General features: G+C 59.8%; 24 protein-coding genes. 12 read left to right on the top strand and 12 right to left on the bottom strand.

Annotated elements, in window-relative coordinates; all coding sequences use genetic code 11:
• Positions 1-2 precede the first annotated feature (2 nt).
• Together soxR and AC1DX4_RS32015 are read right to left on the bottom strand one after the other, a co-directional pair.
• Positions 3-446, bottom strand: coding sequence for a redox-sensitive transcriptional activator SoxR (soxR, locus tag AC1DX4_RS32020; RefSeq protein WP_477224122.1), 444 nt, complete (start codon positions 444-446; stop codon positions 3-5).
• 128 nt (positions 447-574) lie between these two features.
• Positions 575-1,033 (bottom strand): tRNA (cytidine(34)-2'-O)-methyltransferase, encoded by a 459-nt coding sequence (locus AC1DX4_RS32015; protein ID WP_477224121.1) that lies wholly within the window; start codon positions 1,031-1,033, stop codon positions 575-577.
• Between the two features lie 446 nt (positions 1,034-1,479).
• Between AC1DX4_RS32015 and AC1DX4_RS32010 the strand changes: the two genes are divergently transcribed.
• Genes AC1DX4_RS32010 through AC1DX4_RS31990 form a run of 5 tightly spaced genes read left to right on the top strand, consistent with a single transcriptional unit; the run spans position 1,480 to position 6,469 of the window.
• Positions 1,480-1,875, top strand: coding sequence for a hypothetical protein (locus tag AC1DX4_RS32010; protein ID WP_477224120.1), 396 nt, complete (start codon positions 1,480-1,482; stop codon positions 1,873-1,875).
• A gap of 28 nt (positions 1,876-1,903) precedes the next feature.
• Positions 1,904-3,790: an ABC transporter ATP-binding protein gene (locus AC1DX4_RS32005; protein ID WP_477224119.1), complete on the top strand. Its 1,887-nt coding sequence runs from the start codon at positions 1,904-1,906 to the stop codon at positions 3,788-3,790.
• Positions 3,791-3,800: 10 nt separating this feature from the next.
• On the top strand, positions 3,801-5,684 hold the full coding sequence (locus AC1DX4_RS32000; RefSeq protein WP_477224118.1) for an ABC transporter ATP-binding protein: 1,884 nt from the start codon (positions 3,801-3,803) through the stop codon (positions 5,682-5,684).
• A 4-nt stretch (positions 5,685-5,688) separates the two neighbouring features.
• A complete protein-coding gene (locus tag AC1DX4_RS31995) occupies positions 5,689-6,156 on the top strand; it encodes a GNAT family N-acetyltransferase (RefSeq protein ID WP_477224117.1) in 468 nt (155 codons plus the stop codon).
• 1 nt (position 6,157) lies between these two features.
• The gene (locus tag AC1DX4_RS31990) at positions 6,158-6,469 is read left to right on the top strand and encodes a DUF6665 family protein (RefSeq protein ID WP_477224116.1); all 312 of its coding nucleotides are present in this window, start codon (positions 6,158-6,160) and stop codon (positions 6,467-6,469) included.
• Positions 6,470-6,494: 25 nt separating this feature from the next.
• Here AC1DX4_RS31990 and AC1DX4_RS31985 read toward each other — a convergent pair whose 3' ends face one another.
• Complete coding sequence (locus tag AC1DX4_RS31985) at positions 6,495-6,839, bottom strand: cupin domain-containing protein (protein WP_477224115.1); 345 nt, start codon at positions 6,837-6,839, stop codon at positions 6,495-6,497.
• Positions 6,840-7,153: 314 nt separating this feature from the next.
• On the opposite strand from AC1DX4_RS31985, the gene petA reads away from it, so the two are divergent.
• The 4 genes from petA to AC1DX4_RS31965 all read left to right on the top strand — a co-directional run bounded on the left by petA (position 7,154) and on the right by AC1DX4_RS31965 (position 10,934).
• Positions 7,154-7,714, top strand: coding sequence for a ubiquinol-cytochrome c reductase iron-sulfur subunit (petA, locus tag AC1DX4_RS31980; RefSeq protein WP_477224114.1), 561 nt, complete (start codon positions 7,154-7,156; stop codon positions 7,712-7,714).
• 17 nt (positions 7,715-7,731) lie between these two features.
• Entirely contained in the window at positions 7,732-9,072 is a 1,341-nt protein-coding gene (locus AC1DX4_RS31975) for a cytochrome b (RefSeq protein WP_477224113.1), read from the top strand.
• Between the two features lie 27 nt (positions 9,073-9,099).
• Positions 9,100-9,966, top strand: coding sequence for a cytochrome c1 (locus tag AC1DX4_RS31970; protein WP_477224112.1), 867 nt, complete (start codon positions 9,100-9,102; stop codon positions 9,964-9,966).
• 275 nt (positions 9,967-10,241) lie between these two features.
• Positions 10,242-10,934 (top strand): acid phosphatase, encoded by a 693-nt coding sequence (locus tag AC1DX4_RS31965; RefSeq protein ID WP_477224111.1) that lies wholly within the window; start codon positions 10,242-10,244, stop codon positions 10,932-10,934.
• Positions 10,935-11,039: 105 nt separating this feature from the next.
• On the opposite strand, the gene AC1DX4_RS31960 is transcribed toward AC1DX4_RS31965, so the two are convergent.
• Positions 11,040-11,537: a hypothetical protein gene (locus tag AC1DX4_RS31960; RefSeq protein ID WP_477224110.1), complete on the bottom strand. Its 498-nt coding sequence runs from the start codon at positions 11,535-11,537 to the stop codon at positions 11,040-11,042.
• Between the two features lie 168 nt (positions 11,538-11,705).
• Here AC1DX4_RS31960 and AC1DX4_RS31955 point away from each other — a divergent pair, with 168 nt between their 5' ends.
• Positions 11,706-11,861: a hypothetical protein gene (locus tag AC1DX4_RS31955; protein WP_477224109.1), complete on the top strand. Its 156-nt coding sequence runs from the start codon at positions 11,706-11,708 to the stop codon at positions 11,859-11,861.
• A gap of 73 nt (positions 11,862-11,934) precedes the next feature.
• The gene (locus tag AC1DX4_RS31950) at positions 11,935-12,480 is read left to right on the top strand and encodes an adenine phosphoribosyltransferase (protein ID WP_477224108.1); all 546 of its coding nucleotides are present in this window, start codon (positions 11,935-11,937) and stop codon (positions 12,478-12,480) included.
• A gap of 166 nt (positions 12,481-12,646) precedes the next feature.
• Here AC1DX4_RS31950 and AC1DX4_RS31945 read toward each other — a convergent pair whose 3' ends face one another.
• The 7 genes from AC1DX4_RS31945 to AC1DX4_RS31915 all read right to left on the bottom strand — a co-directional run bounded on the left by AC1DX4_RS31945 (position 12,647) and on the right by AC1DX4_RS31915 (position 18,490).
• Positions 12,647-13,117: a MaoC family dehydratase gene (locus AC1DX4_RS31945; RefSeq protein ID WP_477224107.1), complete on the bottom strand. Its 471-nt coding sequence runs from the start codon at positions 13,115-13,117 to the stop codon at positions 12,647-12,649.
• The gene (locus tag AC1DX4_RS31940; protein ID WP_477224106.1) at positions 13,114-13,584 is read right to left on the bottom strand and encodes a MaoC family dehydratase; all 471 of its coding nucleotides are present in this window, start codon (positions 13,582-13,584) and stop codon (positions 13,114-13,116) included. The genes AC1DX4_RS31945 and AC1DX4_RS31940 overlap by 4 nt, the downstream gene beginning before the upstream one ends.
• Before the next feature lie 124 nt (positions 13,585-13,708).
• Positions 13,709-14,683, bottom strand: a complete 975-nt coding sequence (corA, locus tag AC1DX4_RS31935) for a magnesium/cobalt transporter CorA (protein ID WP_477224105.1) — start codon at positions 14,681-14,683, stop codon at positions 13,709-13,711.
• Between the two features lie 187 nt (positions 14,684-14,870).
• A complete protein-coding gene (locus tag AC1DX4_RS31930; RefSeq protein ID WP_477224104.1) occupies positions 14,871-15,572 on the bottom strand; it encodes an HAD family hydrolase in 702 nt (233 codons plus the stop codon).
• Positions 15,573-15,585: 13 nt separating this feature from the next.
• The gene (locus tag AC1DX4_RS31925; protein WP_477224103.1) at positions 15,586-15,867 is read right to left on the bottom strand and encodes a hypothetical protein; all 282 of its coding nucleotides are present in this window, start codon (positions 15,865-15,867) and stop codon (positions 15,586-15,588) included.
• Positions 15,868-15,901: 34 nt separating this feature from the next.
• Positions 15,902-16,573 (bottom strand): HNH endonuclease, encoded by a 672-nt coding sequence (locus tag AC1DX4_RS31920; protein WP_477224102.1) that lies wholly within the window; start codon positions 16,571-16,573, stop codon positions 15,902-15,904.
• A 111-nt stretch (positions 16,574-16,684) separates the two neighbouring features.
• Positions 16,685-18,490, bottom strand: coding sequence for a toll/interleukin-1 receptor domain-containing protein (locus AC1DX4_RS31915; protein ID WP_477224101.1), 1,806 nt, complete (start codon positions 18,488-18,490; stop codon positions 16,685-16,687).
• 320 nt (positions 18,491-18,810) lie between these two features.
• Here AC1DX4_RS31915 and AC1DX4_RS31910 point away from each other — a divergent pair, with 320 nt between their 5' ends.
• Positions 18,811-18,999, top strand: a complete 189-nt coding sequence (locus tag AC1DX4_RS31910; protein WP_477224100.1) for a hypothetical protein — start codon at positions 18,811-18,813, stop codon at positions 18,997-18,999.
• Positions 19,000-19,049: 50 nt separating this feature from the next.
• Here AC1DX4_RS31910 and ychF read toward each other — a convergent pair whose 3' ends face one another.
• The gene (ychF, locus tag AC1DX4_RS31905; RefSeq protein WP_477224099.1) at positions 19,050-20,153 is read right to left on the bottom strand and encodes a redox-regulated ATPase YchF; all 1,104 of its coding nucleotides are present in this window, start codon (positions 20,151-20,153) and stop codon (positions 19,050-19,052) included.
• Positions 20,154-20,184: the final 31 nt, after the last annotated feature.

The following is a 20,184-nucleotide window of genomic DNA, read 5'->3' as shown; positions in this document are numbered from 1 at the left end:
GCTCAGCGTGCCACCAGCCTTCTCGCGCCGGTGCCTTCCCTGGCCAGCCGGTCGCCCTTGTTCCTGAGCGGGCATTTGTCGATCGACATGCAGCCACAGCCGATGCAGTCGGTCAGCCCGTCGCGCAGTTTCTTCAACTGGGCGATCTTGTGGTCGAGCCCGTCGCGCCAGGCGGTCGACAAAAGGTTCCAGTCGTCGCGCGTCGGCGTGCGGCCCTCGGGCAGTGATTCAAGTGCGTCGCCGATCTCGGCCAGCGAGATGCCGACCTCCTGAGCGACCTTGATGATTGCCACCCGCCGCAGCACGTCGCGGCCATAGCGGCGCTGGTTGCCCGACGTGCGGTGGCTGCGGATCAGCCCGCGCGCCTCATAGAAATGCAGCGCCGACACCGCGACGCCGCTGCGCACAGCCACCTGGCCGACCGTCAATTCCGTTACTGGAGCCATTTCCCATTTTCCGCTTGACCTCAAGTTAAGTTGAGCTTGTAGCGAAGAAACGTTGATTGGGCAAATGACAGGAGAGGGCGATGTGCGCCTGGGTGAGAATGACGGAAAACGGAGTTGCCGGCGAACCGCTATCCGAGTTGCCGGACAGCTTCGCCCGCCACCATGGCGACGGAGAGCGCGACATTGATGCTGCGCGCGCTGCCCTGCATCGGGATGGTCAGCCGCGCATTCGCCGCCTGATGGACCGCATCCGGCACGCCTGCGGATTCGCGGCCGAACAGCAGGATGTCGCCGTCCGCGAAGCTGAAGTTGGTGTAGGGGGTCGTCGCCTTGGTCGACAGAAGCACCAGCCGGCGCCCGTCTTTCTTGCGCCAGTCCTCGAAGGCGTTCCAGTCAATGTGCCGGGTCAGGGCAGCCATTTCGAGGTAGTCCATGCCGGCGCGCTTGAGCGCTTTGTCGGAGAGCGGAAAGCCGGCCGGTTCGATGATATCGACGCCAAGGCCGAGGCAAGCGGCGAAGCGCAGGATTGTCCCGGTATTGCCGGCGATGTCCGGCTGGTAGAGCGCGATGCGGAGACGACAGTTCATTTCCGCGTCCTTCTAATAAGTGGCAGATCGGCAACAGCGGGGTCGTGGTTTTGGAAATTGCGGGACCTGCGGGTGGCCATTTTTTTCGAAGTCGGGTATACGGCCAGCATTGTCAACCCGAACCGATGGAGGGGAAACTCATGATGACCATGCACATCCAGCGCCCCTCTCGTGGGCTCACCTGCCTGCCGGCGGTTTCGGTACGACAATTCTCCTAGTTCTCTAAGACTTGAGCGCACCGATTCCCGCCGAAACGATTTTTCGGCTGTCGAAGGAATCCTGCGATGTTTTTCAAAAAGTCAAAAGGGCTGAACGCCCGAACTGAACATGTCCGGACCGATGCCGAGCGTCGGTTGCGGACAGACGCAATCCGTGCCTCCGGCCGAATGCCGGCGGACGATGTTGCTTCGCCTTTTCATCTCTATTTTCATGCGGAGGACGGACCGATGTTCGATCCCTACAGAATACCTGGCTCGAGGAGCCTGCATATCCACCGGCTGCCGACCTGGGCGCTGCTGATCGGCGACACCTATTCGTCGGCGGTCCATGCCGAAGTCCGCCGACGCCCGCATCGCGGCATGCTGCCGGATGTCGATTTTTCGCACGCGGTTCCCGATCCCAGCCGGCCTTCGCTGGTGCGCCGGATCATCCGGCTGATCCGGCCGGGTGCGAAAATCCGGCTTGTCGACACCGCACCGTCAGGATCGGCAAACGAGCCTGTCGGCGAAAAGCCCGAGAACCCCTATATAGCGCGAAGCAGGGCTGACGGTCCGGATGAGTCCGGACCGCCAGCCCTCGGCGCTACACAGTCCGGGGACTTCGTACGTTCACGCGCCGCGTAAGCGGAAAACAGATTTACAGGCATGACCCATGTTGTTGTTTAACTGGTTTGAAAGAAGGCTCGATCCGTTCCCGGCAGAGGAGCCGGTCGAGCCGCCCAAGACGCTGGTCGCCTTCTGCCTGCACTACACGCGCGGCGCTTTGCCCTACATCATTCCGGACGCGGTCCTAATGACGTCGATCGCCATTGCCGAAGTGTGGATGTTCGGCTTCATGGGCCGCATCGTCGACTGGCTGTCGGCGCAGAACCGCGAGACCTTCCTTCAGACCGAGAGCTGGAAGCTCGCCGGCATGGCCTTCATCGTGCTGTTCGCGATGCCGAGCACAGTATGGCTGCATTCGCTGCTCAACCAGCAGACGCTGATGGGCAATTATCCCATGCGCATCCGCTGGCAGGTGCATCGCTATCTTTTGAAGCAGTCGATGGCCTTCTATCAGGACGAGTTCGCCGGCCGCATCGCCACCAAGCTTATGCAGACAGCGCTCGCCGTGCGCGACTGCGTCATCAAGCTGATCGAGGTTCTCAACTACGTCATTGTCTACTTCCTCGGCATGCTTTTCATCGTCGGCTCGGCCGACTTGCGGCTGGCGGCACCACTCGTGGTCTGGCTGGTCGGCTATATCGCGCTGTTGCGTTACTTCATTCCCCGGCTCGGCAAGGTCGGCGAGGAGCAGGCCAATGCGCGCTCGATCATGACCGGCCGCGTCGTCGACAGCTACTCCAACATCCAGACAGTCAAGCTGTTCAGCCATGCGCGCCGCGAAGCCACTTTCGCCAAGGAGGGGATGGCAGGCTTCCTTGACACGGTCTATCGTTCGATGCGGCTGGTGACGGTGCTCTACGGCCTGCTTTACATCCTCAATGCGCTGCTGCTGTTCTCGGTGACTGCGCTGTCGCTGTGGCTGTGGCTCGGCCAAGTGGTGACGATTGGCGCCGTCGCCGTGGTCATCAGCCTGGTGCTCAGAATGTGGGGCATGTCGCAATGGATCATGTGGGAAATGTCGGGCCTGTTCGAGAATATCGGCACGGTGCAGGACGGCATTGCCTCAATTTCGCTGCCGCGCCTGGTCGAGGACAGGCCGGATGCGAAGGAGATCAGCGTTGCCAGGGGTGGGATCCGCTTTGAGGACATCCGCTTCCACTACGGCAAGCAGAAGGGCGTCATCGAAAACCTGTCGCTGGCGGTGAAGCCGGGCGAGAAGGTCGGCATTGTCGGCCGCTCGGGAGCCGGCAAGTCGACGCTGGTCAATTTGCTGCTGCGCTTCTACGATCTGGAAAGCGGCCGGATCCTCATCGACGGCCAGGAGATCGCCGGTGTGAAGCAGGATTCGCTGCGCGCCCAGATCGGCATGGTCACGCAGGACACCTCGCTGCTGCATCGCTCGGTGCGCGAGAACATCCTTTATGGCCGCCCCGATGCGACCGAAGAGATGCTTGTCGAGGCAGCACGGCGGGCCGAGGCGCTGGACTTCGTCGGCGGGCTTTCCGACCACAAGGGCCGCAAGGGTTTCGATGCCTATGTCGGTGACCGCGGCGTCAAATTGTCCGGCGGCCAGCGGCAACGCATCGCCATTGCTCGCGTTATGTTGAAGGATGCGCCGATACTTATCCTTGACGAGGCGACGTCGGCGCTGGATTCCGAGACGGAAGCGGCCATTCAGGAGAACCTCTACAAGCTCATGCAGGGCAAGACCGTCATCGCCATCGCCCACCGGCTGTCGACCATCGCGGCGATGGACAGGCTTGTGGTGATGGACCAGGGGCGGGTCATCGAGGAAGGTTCGCACGAGGACCTGGTCGCCAAGGGCGGGCTCTACGCGCAGCTCTGGCAGCGCCAGTCGGGCGGCTTCCTGCTCGAGGACATCCCGGCCGACGTCGCCAACGACGTGATCGCAAAGGGGCAAGCCGCAGAATGATGGCCGCCGCATGATGACAGCCATCTATCGCTGGTTCGAGAACTGGGTCTATCCGTTCAGGGAGCCGGCGAATCTTCGGCCACCGTCGAGCGTCGGCGGCTTCATCTGGCACTATGTCGGCCAGGCGAAGTTCGCCTTCTTCGCCATGCTGGTCATCGGCGGCATCGCGCCGCTGGTCGAGGCCGGCCTGTTCTATTTCGTCGGGCGGCTGGTCGACATCCTCGACCAGCTTCCCGGCCAGCGCAGCTGGCATGCGCTGTGGACCGCCGCCGGCCCGGAGCTTGTCTTCATGATCGCGGTCGTGCTGGTCATCCGTACCATCGTCGTCGGCCTGTCGGCGCTGGTCGACGAGCAGACGATCACGCCCGGCTTCTACAATCTGGTGCGCTGGCAGGCGCACCGGCACGTGTCGCGCCAGTCCTACGCCTTCTTCCAGAATGATTTCGCCGGCCGCATCGCGACAAAAGTCTGGCAGGCGGGGCAGGCCACCGGCGATTTGATGGAAAGCTTCATCGAGGTCGTCTGGTTCATGCTCGTCTATACGGTGACGACGCTGGCGCTGGTCGCCGGACTGGATCTGCGGCTAGCGGCGCTGGTGGTGGTCTGGATCGTGGCCTTCGGCTTGCTGGCAAGACTCTATCTGCCTGATATCCGCAAGAATGCCGAGGCCACGGCCGAAGCAGGCTCGATGATCAATGGCCGCATCGTCGATTCCTATTCCAATGTGCAGACGCTGAAACTGTTCTCGGCCGACGGCGACGACCGCTACATCAGGAACGGCTTCGACATCTATCTCGACGCGCTGCGCCCCTTCACCCGCCGGCTCACCGGCGTGCGCATGGCGCTGACGACGCTGTCGGGCATCATGATCACGGCGATCGGCTGCTTTGCCGTCTATCTCTGGGTCGAGGGCTCGATCACCGTCGGCGCCGTCGCCTTCACGCTGTCGCTGGTACTGCGGCTCAACATGCTGCTTGGCCGGCTGATGATGCAGCTCAACGGCATTCTTCGGAACCTCGGTGTGCTGGAGAACTCCAAGGCGCTGATCTCGCAGCCGCTTGGCCTTGTCGATGCGCCCGATGCCAGGGAACTCGTCGTGACCGGTGGACGCATCGACGTGAAAAATGTCGAGTTCCACTACGGCAAGGGCTTCGGCGTGCTGAACGGCATCGACCTTGTCGTCAAGCCAGGCGAAAAAGTCGGGCTGGTCGGGCCATCGGGTGCTGGCAAGACGACGCTCGCCAATCTGATCCTGCGGCTTTACGATCTTGAGAGCGGCAAGATCCTGATCGACGGACAGGACGTCGCCGATGTCACGCAGAATTCGCTGCGCGGCAATATCGGCGTCGTCAGCCAGGACACCGCCCTGTTCCACCGTTCGCTACGCGACAACATCAAGCTCGGCATGCCCGACGCAACCGACGCCGAGGTGATCGCCGCGGCGAGGAAGGCCGAGGCGCACGAGTTCATCCTGGGCCTGCGCGACAACCGGGATCGCGCCGGCTACGAGGCCTTTGTCGGCGAGCGCGGCGTGAAACTTTCGGGCGGCCAGCGTCAGCGCGTGGCGATCGCGCGTGTCTTCCTCAAGGATGCGCCGATCCTGATCCTCGACGAAGCGACCTCGGCGCTCGATTCCGACATCGAGGCGGCGATCCAGGAGAATCTCACCAGGCTGATGGAGAACAAGACGGTCATCGCCATCGCTCACCGGCTGTCGACGATCGCCGCCCTCGATCGTCTTATCGTGCTGGACGGCGGCCGCATCGTCGAGCAAGGCACGCATGACGAACTGGTGGCCCTCGACGGGCTTTATGCGCGGCTGTGGAAGCGGCAGTCCGGCGGCTTCCTCTATCACGAGGAAAGCGTGCTCGAAGAGACGCGGCCGGCGGAGTAGGCGCATGGGTGGATCGGCGGAGACTGGCTATGTGCTCAAGCGTCTGCGGCCAACCATGCCGGCCTTCGACACGCTGAAGGAAGAAAGCCGACTGGAAGGCTACTGGATGCTGGTGCGCCTGGGGGATGGCTGGGCAAGCGGCCGCAACAAGTTCCTGAAACGGGGCGAGGCCTTGTTCGGGGCATGGCATGGCGCCGAACTTGCGGGCGTGTGCGGGCTGAACATCGATCCCTATGTCGAGGGCAGGAGCCAGGGCCGGGTGCGCCACCTGCTCGTCGGCGCGCCTCACCGCCGCGCCGGCCTTGGCCGCATGCTGGTCGAGACAGTCATCGATAGGGCTCGCCTGTATTTCACCGTGTTGAACACCCGCGCGCCGCCGGAAGCCTTCGGCTTCTATGAAAGGCTTGGCTTTCAACTCGTGGCAGGCGAAGAATTCGTCACCCACCGCATGGTGTTCGGGAAGGGGAATTGAAATGTCCTTGCGTCCGCCATCTCATCTTGCCGGCTCTTCGGCCGCTGAAGCCGCCTTCGATGCGCTTGGCCATGAGATCCTGGCCGAGAAGGCGGCGGCACTCGGCCGGGCCGGACAGCGGGTCGAGGAAACGTTGGCCAGGTTGCGTGACAATGGCGATGAGCAGTTGCGACCCCGTCTGCTCAAGGACGCCGCCGAGGCGGTGCAAGGCTATTTCATCCAGCGCGAGCTGTGTGGCTTGCGAAAGCACGATGGCGTTATCCGCGAATACGATATCCCGAGGGCGGTGCTGGTCAGGCTTGGCGCCAAATAGAGGGCCTACGGTTCGGGACCATGGCCTACTCCAGCCATTCGGTGATGAACTTGCCGTTCTCGTGAATGTCGGTCGTTTCCAGCGGCCCCGGACCGAGATTGGTGAATTTGTGCGGTGTGTGGGGCGGCACGATAACGATCTGGCCGGCGGAAGCCTCGATTTCCTGGTCGCCGACGGTGAACAGGCCGGTGCCCTGGCGGATGATGAAGATCTCTGCATAGGGGTGGGCGTGCAGTCGCGGGCCACCGCCGACATCAGGCAGATAGTTGAAGATCAGGCAGGAGTTGGAGCCGTAGCCACCGCATTGCAACTCGCCCTTCCAGTGGTCGGAGCGAACTGCCCATTCCTCACGGTCTATGACGTGTGCCATGCTTGGGAGGATAGATCACACCGGCGCCCTGTGTCGAGGCAATCGGAACCTCGGATTTTGCTGATATTTCCCGGTTGTTTAGCCGCCTTTTGCGGCCATTCGCCGTCCCGCCGGGCAATAGGGGATTTTGTCCCCGCGACAATCTGCCCTTGTGCCTTGACCCGTCTGGACAAAAACGGGCTTCACGCATAAACCGAAGTCCAAATGCCGGAGGAATTCGCTAGCCTGTTCGCCATGCGCTGTCGGGTTGGCGTAATTGAGCGGGGAACAAGGCTCAGCCACCGGCGCGGAAGAGGCGAAAGGATCAGGCACCCGTGAGCGCAACCGACATCCAGGATCCCAACCGTCGAGACTTTCTCTACGTCGCCACCGGCATGGCCGCCGTGGTCGGCGCCGGTGCCTTCGCATGGCCGTTCATCGACCAGATGCGCCCCGATGCCTCGACGCTGGCGCTCGCCTCGGTCGAAGTCGATGTCGCCTCGCTGACGCCTGGCATGTCTCTGATCGTCAAGTGGCGCGGCAAGCCGGTTGTGGTGCGCAACCGTACCGAACAGGAAATGAAGGACGGCGAGGCCGTCAACCTCGCCGATCTCAAGGATCCGATTGCCCGCAACGCCAATCTGCCGTCCGATGCACCGGCGACCGACGCCAACCGTACCACGCCCGGCAAGGAAGCCTGGATGGTGATGGTTCAGGTCTGCACGCATCTGGGCTGTATTCCGCTCGGCCAGGAAGGCGAGTTCGGTGGCTGGTTCTGCCCGTGCCATGGTTCGCAATACGACACCGCCGGCCGCATCCGCAAAGGCCCGGCGCCTGAGAACATGGCTGTGCCGGTATTCAAGTTCATTTCCGATACCAAGATCCTTATCGGTTGAGGCAGGGGGATATTTCGATGAGCGAGGGACACTCGACCTACACGCCCAAAACCGGTATCGAACGCTGGTTCGACGCCCGCATGCCGCTGCCGCGACTGGTCTATGACAGCTTCGTCGCCTATCCGGTGCCGCGCAACCTCAACTACATGTGGACCTTCGGCGGCATCCTGTCGATCATGCTGGTGGCGCAGATCCTGACCGGCATCGTGCTGGCCATGCACTACACGGCCGACACCAATCTCGCCTTCGGCTCCGTCGAAAAGATCATGCGCGACGTGAATTCCGGCTGGCTGCTGCGCTACATGCATGCCAACGGCGCTTCGTTCTTCTTCATCGCCGTCTATATGCACATCTTCCGTGGTCTCTATTACGGCTCCTACAAGGCGCCACGCGAGCTGCTCTGGATCCTCGGCTGCATCATCTACCTCCTGATGATGGCGACCGGCTTCATGGGCTATGTGCTGCCATGGGGACAGATGAGCTTCTGGGGCGCCACCGTCATCACCGGCTTCTTCAGCGCCATTCCGCTGGTCGGCGAGTGGATCCAGCAGTTGCTGCTCGGCGGCTTCGCCGTCGACGACCCGACGCTGAACCGCTTCTTTTCGCTGCACTATCTGCTGCCGTTCATGATTGCCGGCGTCGTCGTGCTGCACGTCTGGGCGCTGCACGTGACGGGCCAGAGCAACCCGACCGGCATCGAGATCAAGTCGAAGACCGACACGGTAGCCTTCACCCCTTACGCGACCATCAAGGACGCGTTCGGCATGATCGTGTTCCTGTTCATCTTCGCCTACTTCATCTTCTTCCTGCCGAACTATCTCGGCCATCCCGACAATTACATCGTCGCCAATCCGCTGAAGACGCCGGCCCATATCGTGCCGGAATGGTACTTCCTGCCGTTCTACGCGATCCTGCGCGCCATCACCTTCAACATCGGGCCGATCAACTCCAAGCTCGGCGGCGTGCTGTGCATGTTCGGCGCCATCGTCATGCTGTTCCTGGTGCCGTGGCTCGACACCTCCAAGGTGCGCTCGGCGGTATACCGGCCCTGGTACAAGCTGTTCTTCTGGCTGTTCGTGGCCGACGCCATCCTGCTTGGCTGGCTTGGCTCGCAGCCGGCGGAAGGCGGCGGTCTGTTGACCCTCCTGACCGGTGAGTTGGTGGGCAACTACGTCGGGTACGCTCAAGCGGCGACGCTGTTCTACTTCGCCTTCTTCCTGATCGCGCTGCCGGTGCTTGGCCTGATCGAGACGCCGCGCAGGCTGCCGAACTCGATCACCGAGGCGGTGCTTGAAAAGAACAAGGGTGGCAGCGGGCATCCGGCGGGCGCCACAGCCGCGCCAGAGACCAAGGGCTGAGCGGTAGAGAATCTAAGGGGATTTGGCATGAAAAAGATTCTCACCTCGCTGGCGCTGATCGGCCTTGTGGCCGCCGGCACTGCGGCCTTCGCCGCCGAAGAGGCGCACAATGCGGCAGCGCCGACGCATTTCCCGATCAATGAGCCGAAGGAAATGAGCTGGAGCTTCACAGGTCCGATCGGGACCTATGACAAGGGCCAGCTGCAGCGCGGCCTGAAGGTCTACAAGGAAGTCTGCTCGGCCTGCCATTCGATGAACCTGGTGGCGTTCCGGACACTCGAGGGCCCAACGGGCCTCGGCTATTCGGATGCCCAGATCAAGTCGCTGGCGGCGACCTACACGATCCATGACGGCCCCAACGATGCCGGCGACATGTTCGATCGTCCCGGCAAGCCGTCGGACTATTTCCCGGCACCATTCCCGAACACGGAAGCGGCCGCGGCCGCCAATGGCGGCGCCGCTCCGCCCGACATGTCGCTGCTGGCCAAGGCGCGCGGCGTCGAGCGCGGCTTTCCGCAGTTCGTCTTCGACATCTTCACCCAATATGACGCTGGCGGCCCCGACTACATCCATTCGCTGCTGACCGGCTACGACCAGACGCCGCCGGCCGGAATGGTCATCCCCGAGGGCACGCACTACAACCCATACTTCATGTCTGGCGTGTCGTTAAAAATGCCCAAGCCGCTCTCCGACGGCCAGGTGACCTATGATGACGGCGCACCACAGACGGTCGACCAGTATTCCCGCGACATATCCGCCTTCCTGATGTGGGCGGCCGAGCCGCACATGGAAGCCCGCAAGCATACCGGCATCAACGTGCTGTTTTTCCTGCTGGTGTTCGGTGCGCTGGTCTACCTCGTCAAGCGGAAGGTGTGGGAAGGCGTGGCGCACTAAGGCCTGCCGATATTCTGGTGAGGCCGGTCTGCAAACAATGGTTTCCTGCGCTTCCGGTGCTCACGTACTTTAAGTACGCTCCGCTCCGGTTCTCGGAAACCATCGTTTTCGACTCGGCCTGACCTGAATCTCTAGAGGCCTCAAGCCGTTCTGAAGCCAATACGATCATGCAAGGGCGCCGAGAGGCGCCCTTTTTGATACCAAGGGGCGGTGATGTCACATGGCCGTCATCGCCCATAGCGATCCTGCGTCATTCCTACCAAAGGATCGCTCCTATGAAGAAATATGCATCGCTGGCGGCTGGTCTGCTGCTGCTGGTCATCGGCTCCGCCGCCCAGGCCGAGGACGCCAAGCCCTTCGTCACCAACAAGGACGTGGATCTGACGATGATCCTGCCGCCGCCGCCGGCAAACGATTCGGCGCAGACCAAGGCCGAGCTCGGCGAGGTGCTGGCGCTGCAAGTGACGCGCACGCCCGAGATGGTGGCCAGCGCCGTTGCCGATTCCGAGGAGAATGTCTGGCGCTTCGCCAATGTCATGGGCCCGAATTTCAACAAGGAGAAGCTGCCGAAGTTCAGCGCCTTTTTCGATCGCGTCGAGACCGAAGGTGCTGTCGTCGATCCGGCCAAGGATGTCTGGAAGCGTCCGCGTCCGCACCAGCTCAGCGATCTCGTCAAGCCGGCGGTCAAGCTGTCGAGCTCCGGTTCCTGGCCGTCCGGCCATGCCACCGTTGGCACCATGATGGGCATTATCCTGGCCGACATGGTGCCGGAGAAGCGCGCCGAGATCATGGCGCGCGCGGCCGAATATGCCCACAACCGTGAGGTTGACGGTATCCACTATGCGTCCGACGTCGAGATGGGCAAGATTTCCGGCAGCGTCATTGCCGCGATCCTGCTCAACCGGGACGACTTCAAGGCCGAATATGAAGTGGCCAGGGCCGAGCTTCGTTCCGATCTCGGCATGTAAGTCCTAGAGCGCGTCGCGTCGAAGCGGATTCACGCGACGCGCTTGGGTGCTTCTCTGCGCGCCAGCAGGGACGTCAGGACCCAAGGGACTGAAGCCGGCAACAGCTTATTGCGTCGACACTTGCACCGATATCGGAAAGGCGAAGTACAGGTTGCAGGCAACAAGCTCGATACCTCGTTTTCCCTTGCGAGAGAGAGGCTCGGGCGCTTCAACGGCAACAGTTGCGCTGCCTTTGCCCTTCGCCTGCAGTGCGACGAGAGCATCATAGACTTCGCGACGCTCGCGGACGGATGCCTGCTTCGGATTTTCAGGGTAATAAACCGGGATCGTCAAAATCAGATAGTCCATCCGACAGCGCGGCGCCGAAATCGCGACTGCCTTCCTGCGCAGAGCGATCTCGAACGCGCCGGTCCGTTCGTCGAATCCAGTGATCCATTGTCGGCGCGTATGCAATTGTCCAAGCGCGTCGCCGACTACGAAATCTGTCGGGCGTAGCACCACCGTCCAACTGGCCAGCTCGGCAGCGGAGACGACAGCCGGCACCCAGCTCAGGAGCGCGGTTGCCATGATGACGGTCAGTATTTTTCGCAGAAGATGGGTCATGTAGCGACCATGGTTCGACCGGAAGGGGCGCTTCAGGCGCCCCTTTTTACCTCTATGCGAGAGTTCGGCAATAAGTCCTTTGGCATAGCGCGGCGCTCAAAGAGATGCGGATCGAGATCGACGGGTTATGAAGTTATGGGCTGCAATTCGATCGGAAAAGTGTCGGAGATGATCGAGAACAGTGCCGAGACCAGCTGGCCCATGGAAATGCCGTTGCTGGTGAAGAGTGAAGGGCAGTGGAAGATCGCCGCGCAGGCATGGGACCCAGCGAACGAGGCCAATCCCTTGCCGGATGCGCTTGTCTCGGGCGTCACATCGCGCTAGCCGTTGTCGGTCGCGTCGGGTTTGGTCCCTGCGCCGTTTGCATTTGCCAGCTGGATCACCCGGAGCCGCCTCAATGAAACCTTCGCTCGAAGACACGCTGCTGGCCGCGATCCGCACCATTCCGGACTATCCCAAGCCCGGCATCCTGTTTCGCGACATCACCACGCTGCTCGGCAATGCGCGCGCCTTCCGCCGCGCCATCGACGAGCTGGTGCATCCCTATGCCGGGCAGAAGATCGACAAGATCGCCGGCATCGAGGCACGCGGCTTCATCCTCGGCGGCGCCGTCGCCCACCAGCTTTCGGCTGGTTTCGTGCCGATCCGCAAGAAGGGCAAGCTGCCCTATGAGACGGTGCGCGTCGCCTACAGCCTGGAGTACGGGCTGGACGAGATGGAGATGCACAAGGACGGCGTGGCCCCTGGCGAGAAGGTGATCCTGGTCGACGATCTGATCGCCACCGGCGGCACGGCGGAAGCGGCGGTGAAGCTGCTGCGCCAGATCGGTGCCGATATTCTGGCGGCCTGTTTCGTCATTGATCTGCCGGATCTCGGTGGGCGCGCCAAGCTCGAGGCGCTGGGTGTGCCGGTCAGGACGCTGATTGGGTTTGAAGGGCATTGAGCAGTTTTTTCCTTCTCCCCTTGTGGGAGAAGGTGGATCGGCGCGCAGCGCCGAGACGGTTGAGGGGTGGGTGACGGAGTGCCGTCGACGCCAAGCTGGAGCACCCCTCATCCGACCTCGCTTCGCGAGGTCACCTTCTCCACAAGGGGAGAAGGAAGAGGCGCTGCTACTCCACCTTCACCAGCACGGCGCTTTCAAACTCAAGCACCTTGTCGCCCGTTGAATCAGAGGCCTCGCAGCGAAGCGCCAGCAGCCGCCAGCCGGGGCGCGATGAGATCGGGCGGTGGGAAACCGCCGTGCGCGTGAAGGTGACGGTTTCACCGGCATGGACGGGCTTCAGCCATTTGAGGTTCTTGAACCCGGGCGAGGGGCCAAATTCTGGCATCGGGCCAGGGCCGTTCCAGTTGGCCCCCTCTGCATCCATGCGGGCTTCGAGGTTGAGTTTCATCCAGGTGGCCGCGGTGTGCCAGCCGGAGGCGCAAAGCCCGCCGAGCACGCTCTTCCTGGCGGCCTCCTCGTCGATATGGAAGATCTGCGGGTCGTATTTGCGGGCGAACGCCTTGATCGCCTCGGGCTCGAATCTGTGCGAGCCGAGCGTCACCGTGGTGCCGATGCGGAAGAATTCATCCAGGGTCATGCGGCATTCCCCGCGGCATCACGCGTCAGGAACATGACGGAATTCTCAAGCTCGAAGACGCTTTCGCCACGCTGGTTGACCAGCTCGCTGCGCATGGTGACGAAGCCGAGTTGCGGCTTCGAGCGCGACAGGCGCTTGGCCAGCACAACCAGATTGCCTCTGAGCGTATCGCCGGCCAGAACCGGTTTCTTCCACTTGACCTGATCGACGCCGGGCGCGCCCTGGCAGGTGGAGTCCAGCAGGAAGGCATCGCACAGCATGCGCATGAACATGGCGCAGGTGTGCCAGCCCGAAGCCGAGAGACCGCCCAGGATGCTGGCCTTGCCGGCCTCCTCGTCGAGATGCATCGGCTGGGCGTCGAATTCGCTGGCGAACGCGATGATTTCGGCGGCACTCACCTGCTTCGTACCAAGGTCGAACGAGCCGCCCTCGACGAAATCCTCATAGGCCCATGTTTTTGCGCTCATGGTCTGGCATCCCTGCAGAACGCGCGATCCACGTGGATCGGCGAACCCGGATGCAGGCCGCGCGCGATTTGGTCAAGTCCTTTCTGGTGAGCCAGCCTGAGGCAACCGGCACCAGCGGCAGCGATCAGAGCCAGCCGCGGCGGCGGAAATACCAGAAGGGCAGAATCGCCGACAGGATCATCAGGCCAATGGCGAAGGGATAGCCGAGCTGCCATTTCAGCTCGGGAATGATGTCGAAATTCATGCCGTAGATCGAGGCGACCAGGGTTGGCGGCAGGAAGATGACGGCGGCGACCGAGAAGATCTTGATGATGGCGTTCTGCTCGATCGAGATCATGCCGAGCGTGGCGTCGAGCAGGAAGGAGATCTTCTGCGACAGGAAGGTGGCGTGGTCGGCGAGCGACAGCACGTCGCGCGACAAGGTCTTGATGCGGGCGCGGACATCTTTGCTCATCTTGGTCTGGGTGGCGACATGGGCGAGGAAGCCGGCCAGGCGCTGCAGCGAAATCAGGCTGTCGCGGACGGACGAGGTGATGTCCTCCTTGCGGCCGATGGCTTTGAGCAGCTCCTGGAAGTCGCGGTTGCGCTTCGATACCTTGGTCGAGCGTGCCTCGAAAATGTCGCGTGAAATCGCCTCGATGTCGCGGCCGGCACGCTCGAGGATGTCGGCGAGACGGTCGACGATCGCTTCAAGCAGGCCGATCAGGATGGTGTCGCCGCTGGTGCAGCCGGTCGCCACCTTCTCGGCACGCAGCGGGAAGGTCTTGAACGCCTTGGGTTCATGATAGCGAATGGTGATCAGTCTTTTGCCGGCAAGCGCGAAGGTGACCGGCGACATCAGGGGATCATCGACCTCGGTCTGCGCCGGCAAAGTGGCGGTCATGAAATAGGCGCCATCCTCGATGTAGAGACGGCTCGAAATCTCGATCTCTTCCATCTCCTCGCGGGTCGGGATGGCGACGCCGAGCCAGCTTTCGATGGTTGCTTCTTCCTCCTTGGTCGGACTGATCAGGTCGGCCCAGACGACCCTGTCGCCATCCGCCAGCAGATCGTCGACGACGCGCAGGCGATCATTGTCCACGACAAATGCCTTGATCATCGCCAGATCTCCCCTGCCAGATAAGGTTTGCTCAGATTGACGCTGGTGTTGGATTGCGCAGCGCTTCGTCGCGTGCGCCGAGCGTGTGCCTGCCGCTTAGACCTGTGGCATGACAAAATCAAGACAAGCCCCGGCAGCGGGCGGGGAGCAACGCCCTGGGCTCGAAAGCCGCGTCAACGGATCGAATCTAGAGACTGGCGAGAGTGACCTCCAAATCCTCGTATGCGCTGACGAGGGCATCCGCGCCATGTCGCAAAAGAGCGTCGCCATGAGTGCCGTTACAATGATTGCCAGCGGTAAATCCGATCACGCGCATGCCCGCTGCCTTGCCCGCCAGGACGCCGTTCACGCTGTCCTCGACCACGATGCACTCCTCTGGATGAACACCCATCGTACCCGCCGCGTGCAAGAACAGGTCTGGTTCCGGCTTTCCGTTGACGACCATGTCCGATAAAAAAATATGAGGATCGAAAAGGTCGACAAGGCCTGTGTGTTCGAGTTTCCAACGCAATCGGGCGAGCGGCGTGCTTGACGCGACACATCTCGATGTCGGGAGCCGGCTAATCACATTCCATGCATCGGGTAAGGCCGCCAGATCCGTCCGCAAGCGTTCGTTGGTGTAGCCGGCAAGCTGTTCAAAAAAGCGCGGAGAGAGCGGCTTGGCTCGCTCTTGGCCGATTGCTTCGAGCTTCGCCTGCCACATAGCGGGAGATAATCCCATGAAGGCTTGTGTATAGGCGCTCGGTTCGAACGTGATGCCCGCCGCCGCCAGATATTCAAGCTCGGTTGCCTGATATATCTCCTCGCTGTTTACAAGGACGCCGTCACAATCAAATATTATCAGCTTTATAGGCGAAACTTTGGGCCTGATATCTGGTGGTCGGCTCATGTCCGTGGCGCGCCTACCGGGCGTTCGGCAGGATCTGGTGCAGCACGATGGCCCAGACGGCGCCGAAGGCGATGGATGAGCCCAGGATGTACTGCGCGATATCCGGCAGCGTCTTGACGAAGTCCGGCGGCGCCAACGTGGCAAACAGCGCCATCAGGATCGGCAAGCCGATCACCAGCATGTTCCGCTCGGTCAGCGGCGTGCGGCGCACGACGCGAAAACCGTTCATGGCGATGACGACGCAGAGAACGCCGAAGACGCCGCCGATGACCGGCCCCGGGGAATCAGCATCCATCAAAAAAAGTTCGAAATACTGCCATTTCGATCTCTCAAGTTTCTGCCGCGGTTTGAATCAATTCCCTTAGCTGTTCGATTGTAAGCATAGGTTCTCGGCGGTGGATCATGGCATGACAATTGGCGCATACCGGCCTCAAATCCTTAGCCGGATTTACCTGATAAGCCCGGCCGATCTTCTTCAGGGGGGTAAGATGGTGAACGTGGATGAATCCCCGGCCATGGATGCCGTATTTTTTTAAAAAATCCTCTCCACAAGCCATGCAAGCCAGTCCGAACAACCTCAAGCATTTCGCTCTTGCCTCCGGATTTCGCTCATACGCATTTACGAAAACCTTCGTACGTGTGCCCTCCCAGAACCCCTCTTCATCTCCAACTTCATCGGGAAAAAGCTGGCCTGTCGATCCAAGTTCATCGGTCCAGTATCGAATGACCGGGCTACCCCAACCTCTCGGTGCAGGTTGATAATCTAATTTCTCTAGAATGTTCGCCCGAGCAAATCTCGCCAAGGTATGAGCTATTCGAGAATACGCACTGAAATGCGTCTTGGCCCCGATGCCGCGCGCGCCATATTCGGCCTCAATCTTGCTCCATGTCGACAGATGTCGGCGACGCACTACCTGAATAAACTGCAATGTGGAGAATGGACGATGGGGAAGGTGCTTCAGTACATCGTGAAGTTCCATTTCCGAAATATCTGCAGCCACTTCCTTCTTCTCCTCAACGTAACACGCATCGATATTCAAATTGGCGTTTTTTTCGGCACTTCACGTCATACCTCTTACTACAGAATTCCTAAGATGGGTGGTGTAACGATTTTAATTAAGTGAAATTTCCCCCACAGAAAATTTCTCTTTCGCTTCCTCGTCACCATTTACCCAATCTGCAAACAGTTTTGCCATGCCAGCAGAAGTGTCATGCCAAATATCATCTCTATTGCCAAGTTGGGCTGCGAGATCGCATAACTTCAAGCGCCCGATAGTTTTGCTTTCCATCTCATTTCTCTTGAAGAAGAAGCAGGTAGATCCCTTTAGATTTCTATAGATAACCTTAGAAATATCATCGTTGCATACAATAGCGAATGAAAACTCGGGGCGTAAGCGTATAAAGTCCACGACCACGCCAAGGAAACGGATTTCAATCGCGCCACTTTCTATTAGCGGGAATATAGCCTTATATCCGGGTAGTTCACGTACCGTCTCAGTATCCGCCCTTCGCATGTCTTCATCGCCAAACAATTCCTCGCAGAACTCTCGTATCAATGCGTCCAGCATATTAAAGTTATTTTCGAGGTATGTTTTGGTTTGAGTATTGTTATTCCGAGAGGCGTCTTGCAAGCCTGCTGTCTCAAACCCACCTGACGGCAGGAACTGCAATGCTCCCGGCGATATCGCCACCTGATTGCCCCTTTGGCCATAGCCAACGACCCAATTGTCGTCATAACGAGAGACGCAGAAACCTTGAATGCTGATGAGAGAGCAGAATTCGCTTCCGCTCTTGAATGACAGTTTATATCCACCATCGGAATCGGGGGTCACGTTCAAATGTTGCCAGTCGCCATTATTCAATCGATCGATATTTGTTTCTCCGCGTACCGATGCCTGATCGAGTCCATTCTGATAGTCTAGCAGAAAGAGGTATTCGCGAAAATGGCTTGTAATAGAATTCTCCATATAGTGGCACACCTTCGCCTCATAAGAAAAAACTGCAGAATTCTTGTCGAGAGATAGTGATTTCAAGGCGTAACCAGGAGCATTCGGATAGCGTATCTTCCTTCCATAGATGAGGCACTCCAGATAATTTAACTGGTCGATATCATACTTAAAATCCAAAAAACTTGGGGATATCATGTTTTCGGCGAATTCCTCGGGTGTCGGGAAGACTGGCCTAGGTACGAAGTCAAATGAGTCAGGCGAGATCCTATCGTGCGTGAAACCGGGCGATCTATCGGCGGAAGGGAAACACGCAATGGCGTATTCAACTCCTGATATGCTAGGGTAGGAAACGGACGCTAGTGGTTCCACCGAGCATTCTTCCTGCAATTTCTTGGAAGAAGCAGTGCGCCATTTTGGTAAGTCGACGCTGTTATTTGTCCAGTATAGCTGCTCTATTTTTTGATCGGAATATCTAGCAAAAAGCTTCCTGAAGTATTTTGATTTCCCAAGTCTGTTTCTAAGTGAGTAATTTACTGTATATGGATCGATTGAAGTTGCTAATTTATCCAGAACCAAATGTTGAACCTCAGAAAATTCAGCAGGAACCTCATTAACATTAAGTCTAAAATGGATAAGTTTGTTTCCACGTGACGATCTACGCACTTCCTGGAAGAAAACTGATCTATCCTGTAGTTCCTTGCTAGACCGCAAAATGTCGTTGTAATAGGTAACCGAGTTCTTTGTCCAGAACACGAACACAACGGCCGCATTCTCAAGGGCTTGTTCAATTGCCGGGTTCCACTCATCACCGACAGGAATTCCAGTTATGTTATGGTATGCCCCTATCCTGTCGTCAAAAGTCTCAGGAGCATCTATCCAGATTGGCCACGACGTTAGGGCAAGCGCCTCAACAAATATTCTTATCTCTGATTTGTCTTTGACTCTGTGGCTGATAAATATGTTTGGCATAGGTCTCTCATTGAAGACGAGTGATCGAAATTCAATGATATATACCGCGCATGCAGACTATGCGACAGTCCTATTTCATGACGCTGCTATTCGATATATTTGCATTCGTGAGCAACCAATCCTCGCAATCTGACTTGGTCCGCCCCAAGTTCCATCATCTGATAGATCGTTTCCCGGCCAATGCGCCGCTTACCATCCTTGTAATGACCCCCACGGCCTCGACGACCGTGGGGAGTTGAAGCGTGTTTGGTTGATCGAGTCCGTTTGTGATAAGCCATACCGTTATGAGCCGATCCCGCAGAAATACACCTGTCGTCGGTATGACCACGGCTGACAGCGACAAGGCGTTCAAGCAAACCGAGCATCGGCGCGAACGGCGGGTTGTGAAGGTGCGGCTCGATGCTGGCGAGGAACCACTGTCAGCCAAGATTTTTGGCAATCCGTGGGCAAGCGAAAAAGACGGCAAGCAGTGGCTGAACGAGCCGTCCCCAAAGCTGATGCGGAAGTGACCCAACGGTTAGGATGATCCCCAGGTCGGCTTTGCGAAGTTGCGCCTAAATCAAGTATTGAACTTGAACAGCAGCACGTCGCCGTCCTGGACGACATATTCCTTGCCTTCGTCGCGCGCCTTGCCGGCTTCCTTGGCGGCCACTTCGCCGCCCAGCGTGATGTAGTCGATATAGGCGATGGTCTGGGCGCGGATGAAGCCGCGCTCGAAATCCGTGTGGATGACGCCAGCCGCCTGCGGGGCCTTGTCGCCCTTGTGGATGGTCCAGGCGCGCGTTTCCTTCGGCCCGGCGGTGAAATAGGTGATCAGGTGCAACAGATCGTAGCCGGCGCGAATGACCTTGTTCAGGCCAGGCTCATCGAGCCCGAGCGAGGACAGGAATTCCATTTCTTCCTCATCGCTGAGCTGGGCGACTTCGGCCTCGATCGCGGCCGAGATCACCACGGTGCCGGCGCCCTGCGCTGTGGCCATCTTTTCCACGGCACTGGTGTGCTCGTTGCCGGTGGCGGCATCGGCCTCGGCGACGTTGCAGACATAGAGCACCGGGTGCGAGGTCAACAGGTTCAGCCCCTGCAGGATGCGCAAATCTTCGGCCGATATGCCCTTGAGCAGGATGCGGGTCGGCTTGCCGGCCTGCAGCAATTCGAGCGCGGCCTCCATCATCGGCAGGACGGTGGTGGCTTCCTTGTCCTTGGTCGAGGCGCGTTTGCGGATCTGGACGATGCGGCGCTCCAGGCTGTCGAGGTCGGCGAGCATCAGCTCTGTCTCGACCGTCTCGGCGTCGGCGACGGGGTCGATGCGGCCCTCGACATGGGTGATGTCGTCATCCTCGAAGCAGCGCAGCACATGCACGATGGCGTCGACCTCGCGGATGTTGGCGAGAAACTGGTTGCCCAGCCCTTCGCCCTTCGAGGCGCCGCGCACCAGGCCGGCAATGTCGACAAAGGAGATGCGGGTCGGGATGATCTCCTTCGACTTGGCGATCGCAGCGATCTTCTGCAGGCGCGGATCGGGAACCGCCACCTCGCCGGTGTTCGGTTCGATGGTGCAGAACGGATAATTGGCGGCCTGCGCCGCCGCCGTCCTGGTCAACGCGTTGAAGAGCGTCGACTTGCCGACGTTGGGCAAGCCAACGATGCCGCATTTGAAACCCATTGTGTCCAGTCCTATCGGGAAAAGCGAATTT

This window comes from Mesorhizobium sp. P3_A8, from assembly GCF_056402995.1.
The sequence above is the reverse complement of the archived record's forward strand: the minus strand, read 5'-3'. Positions and strand labels throughout refer to the sequence as shown.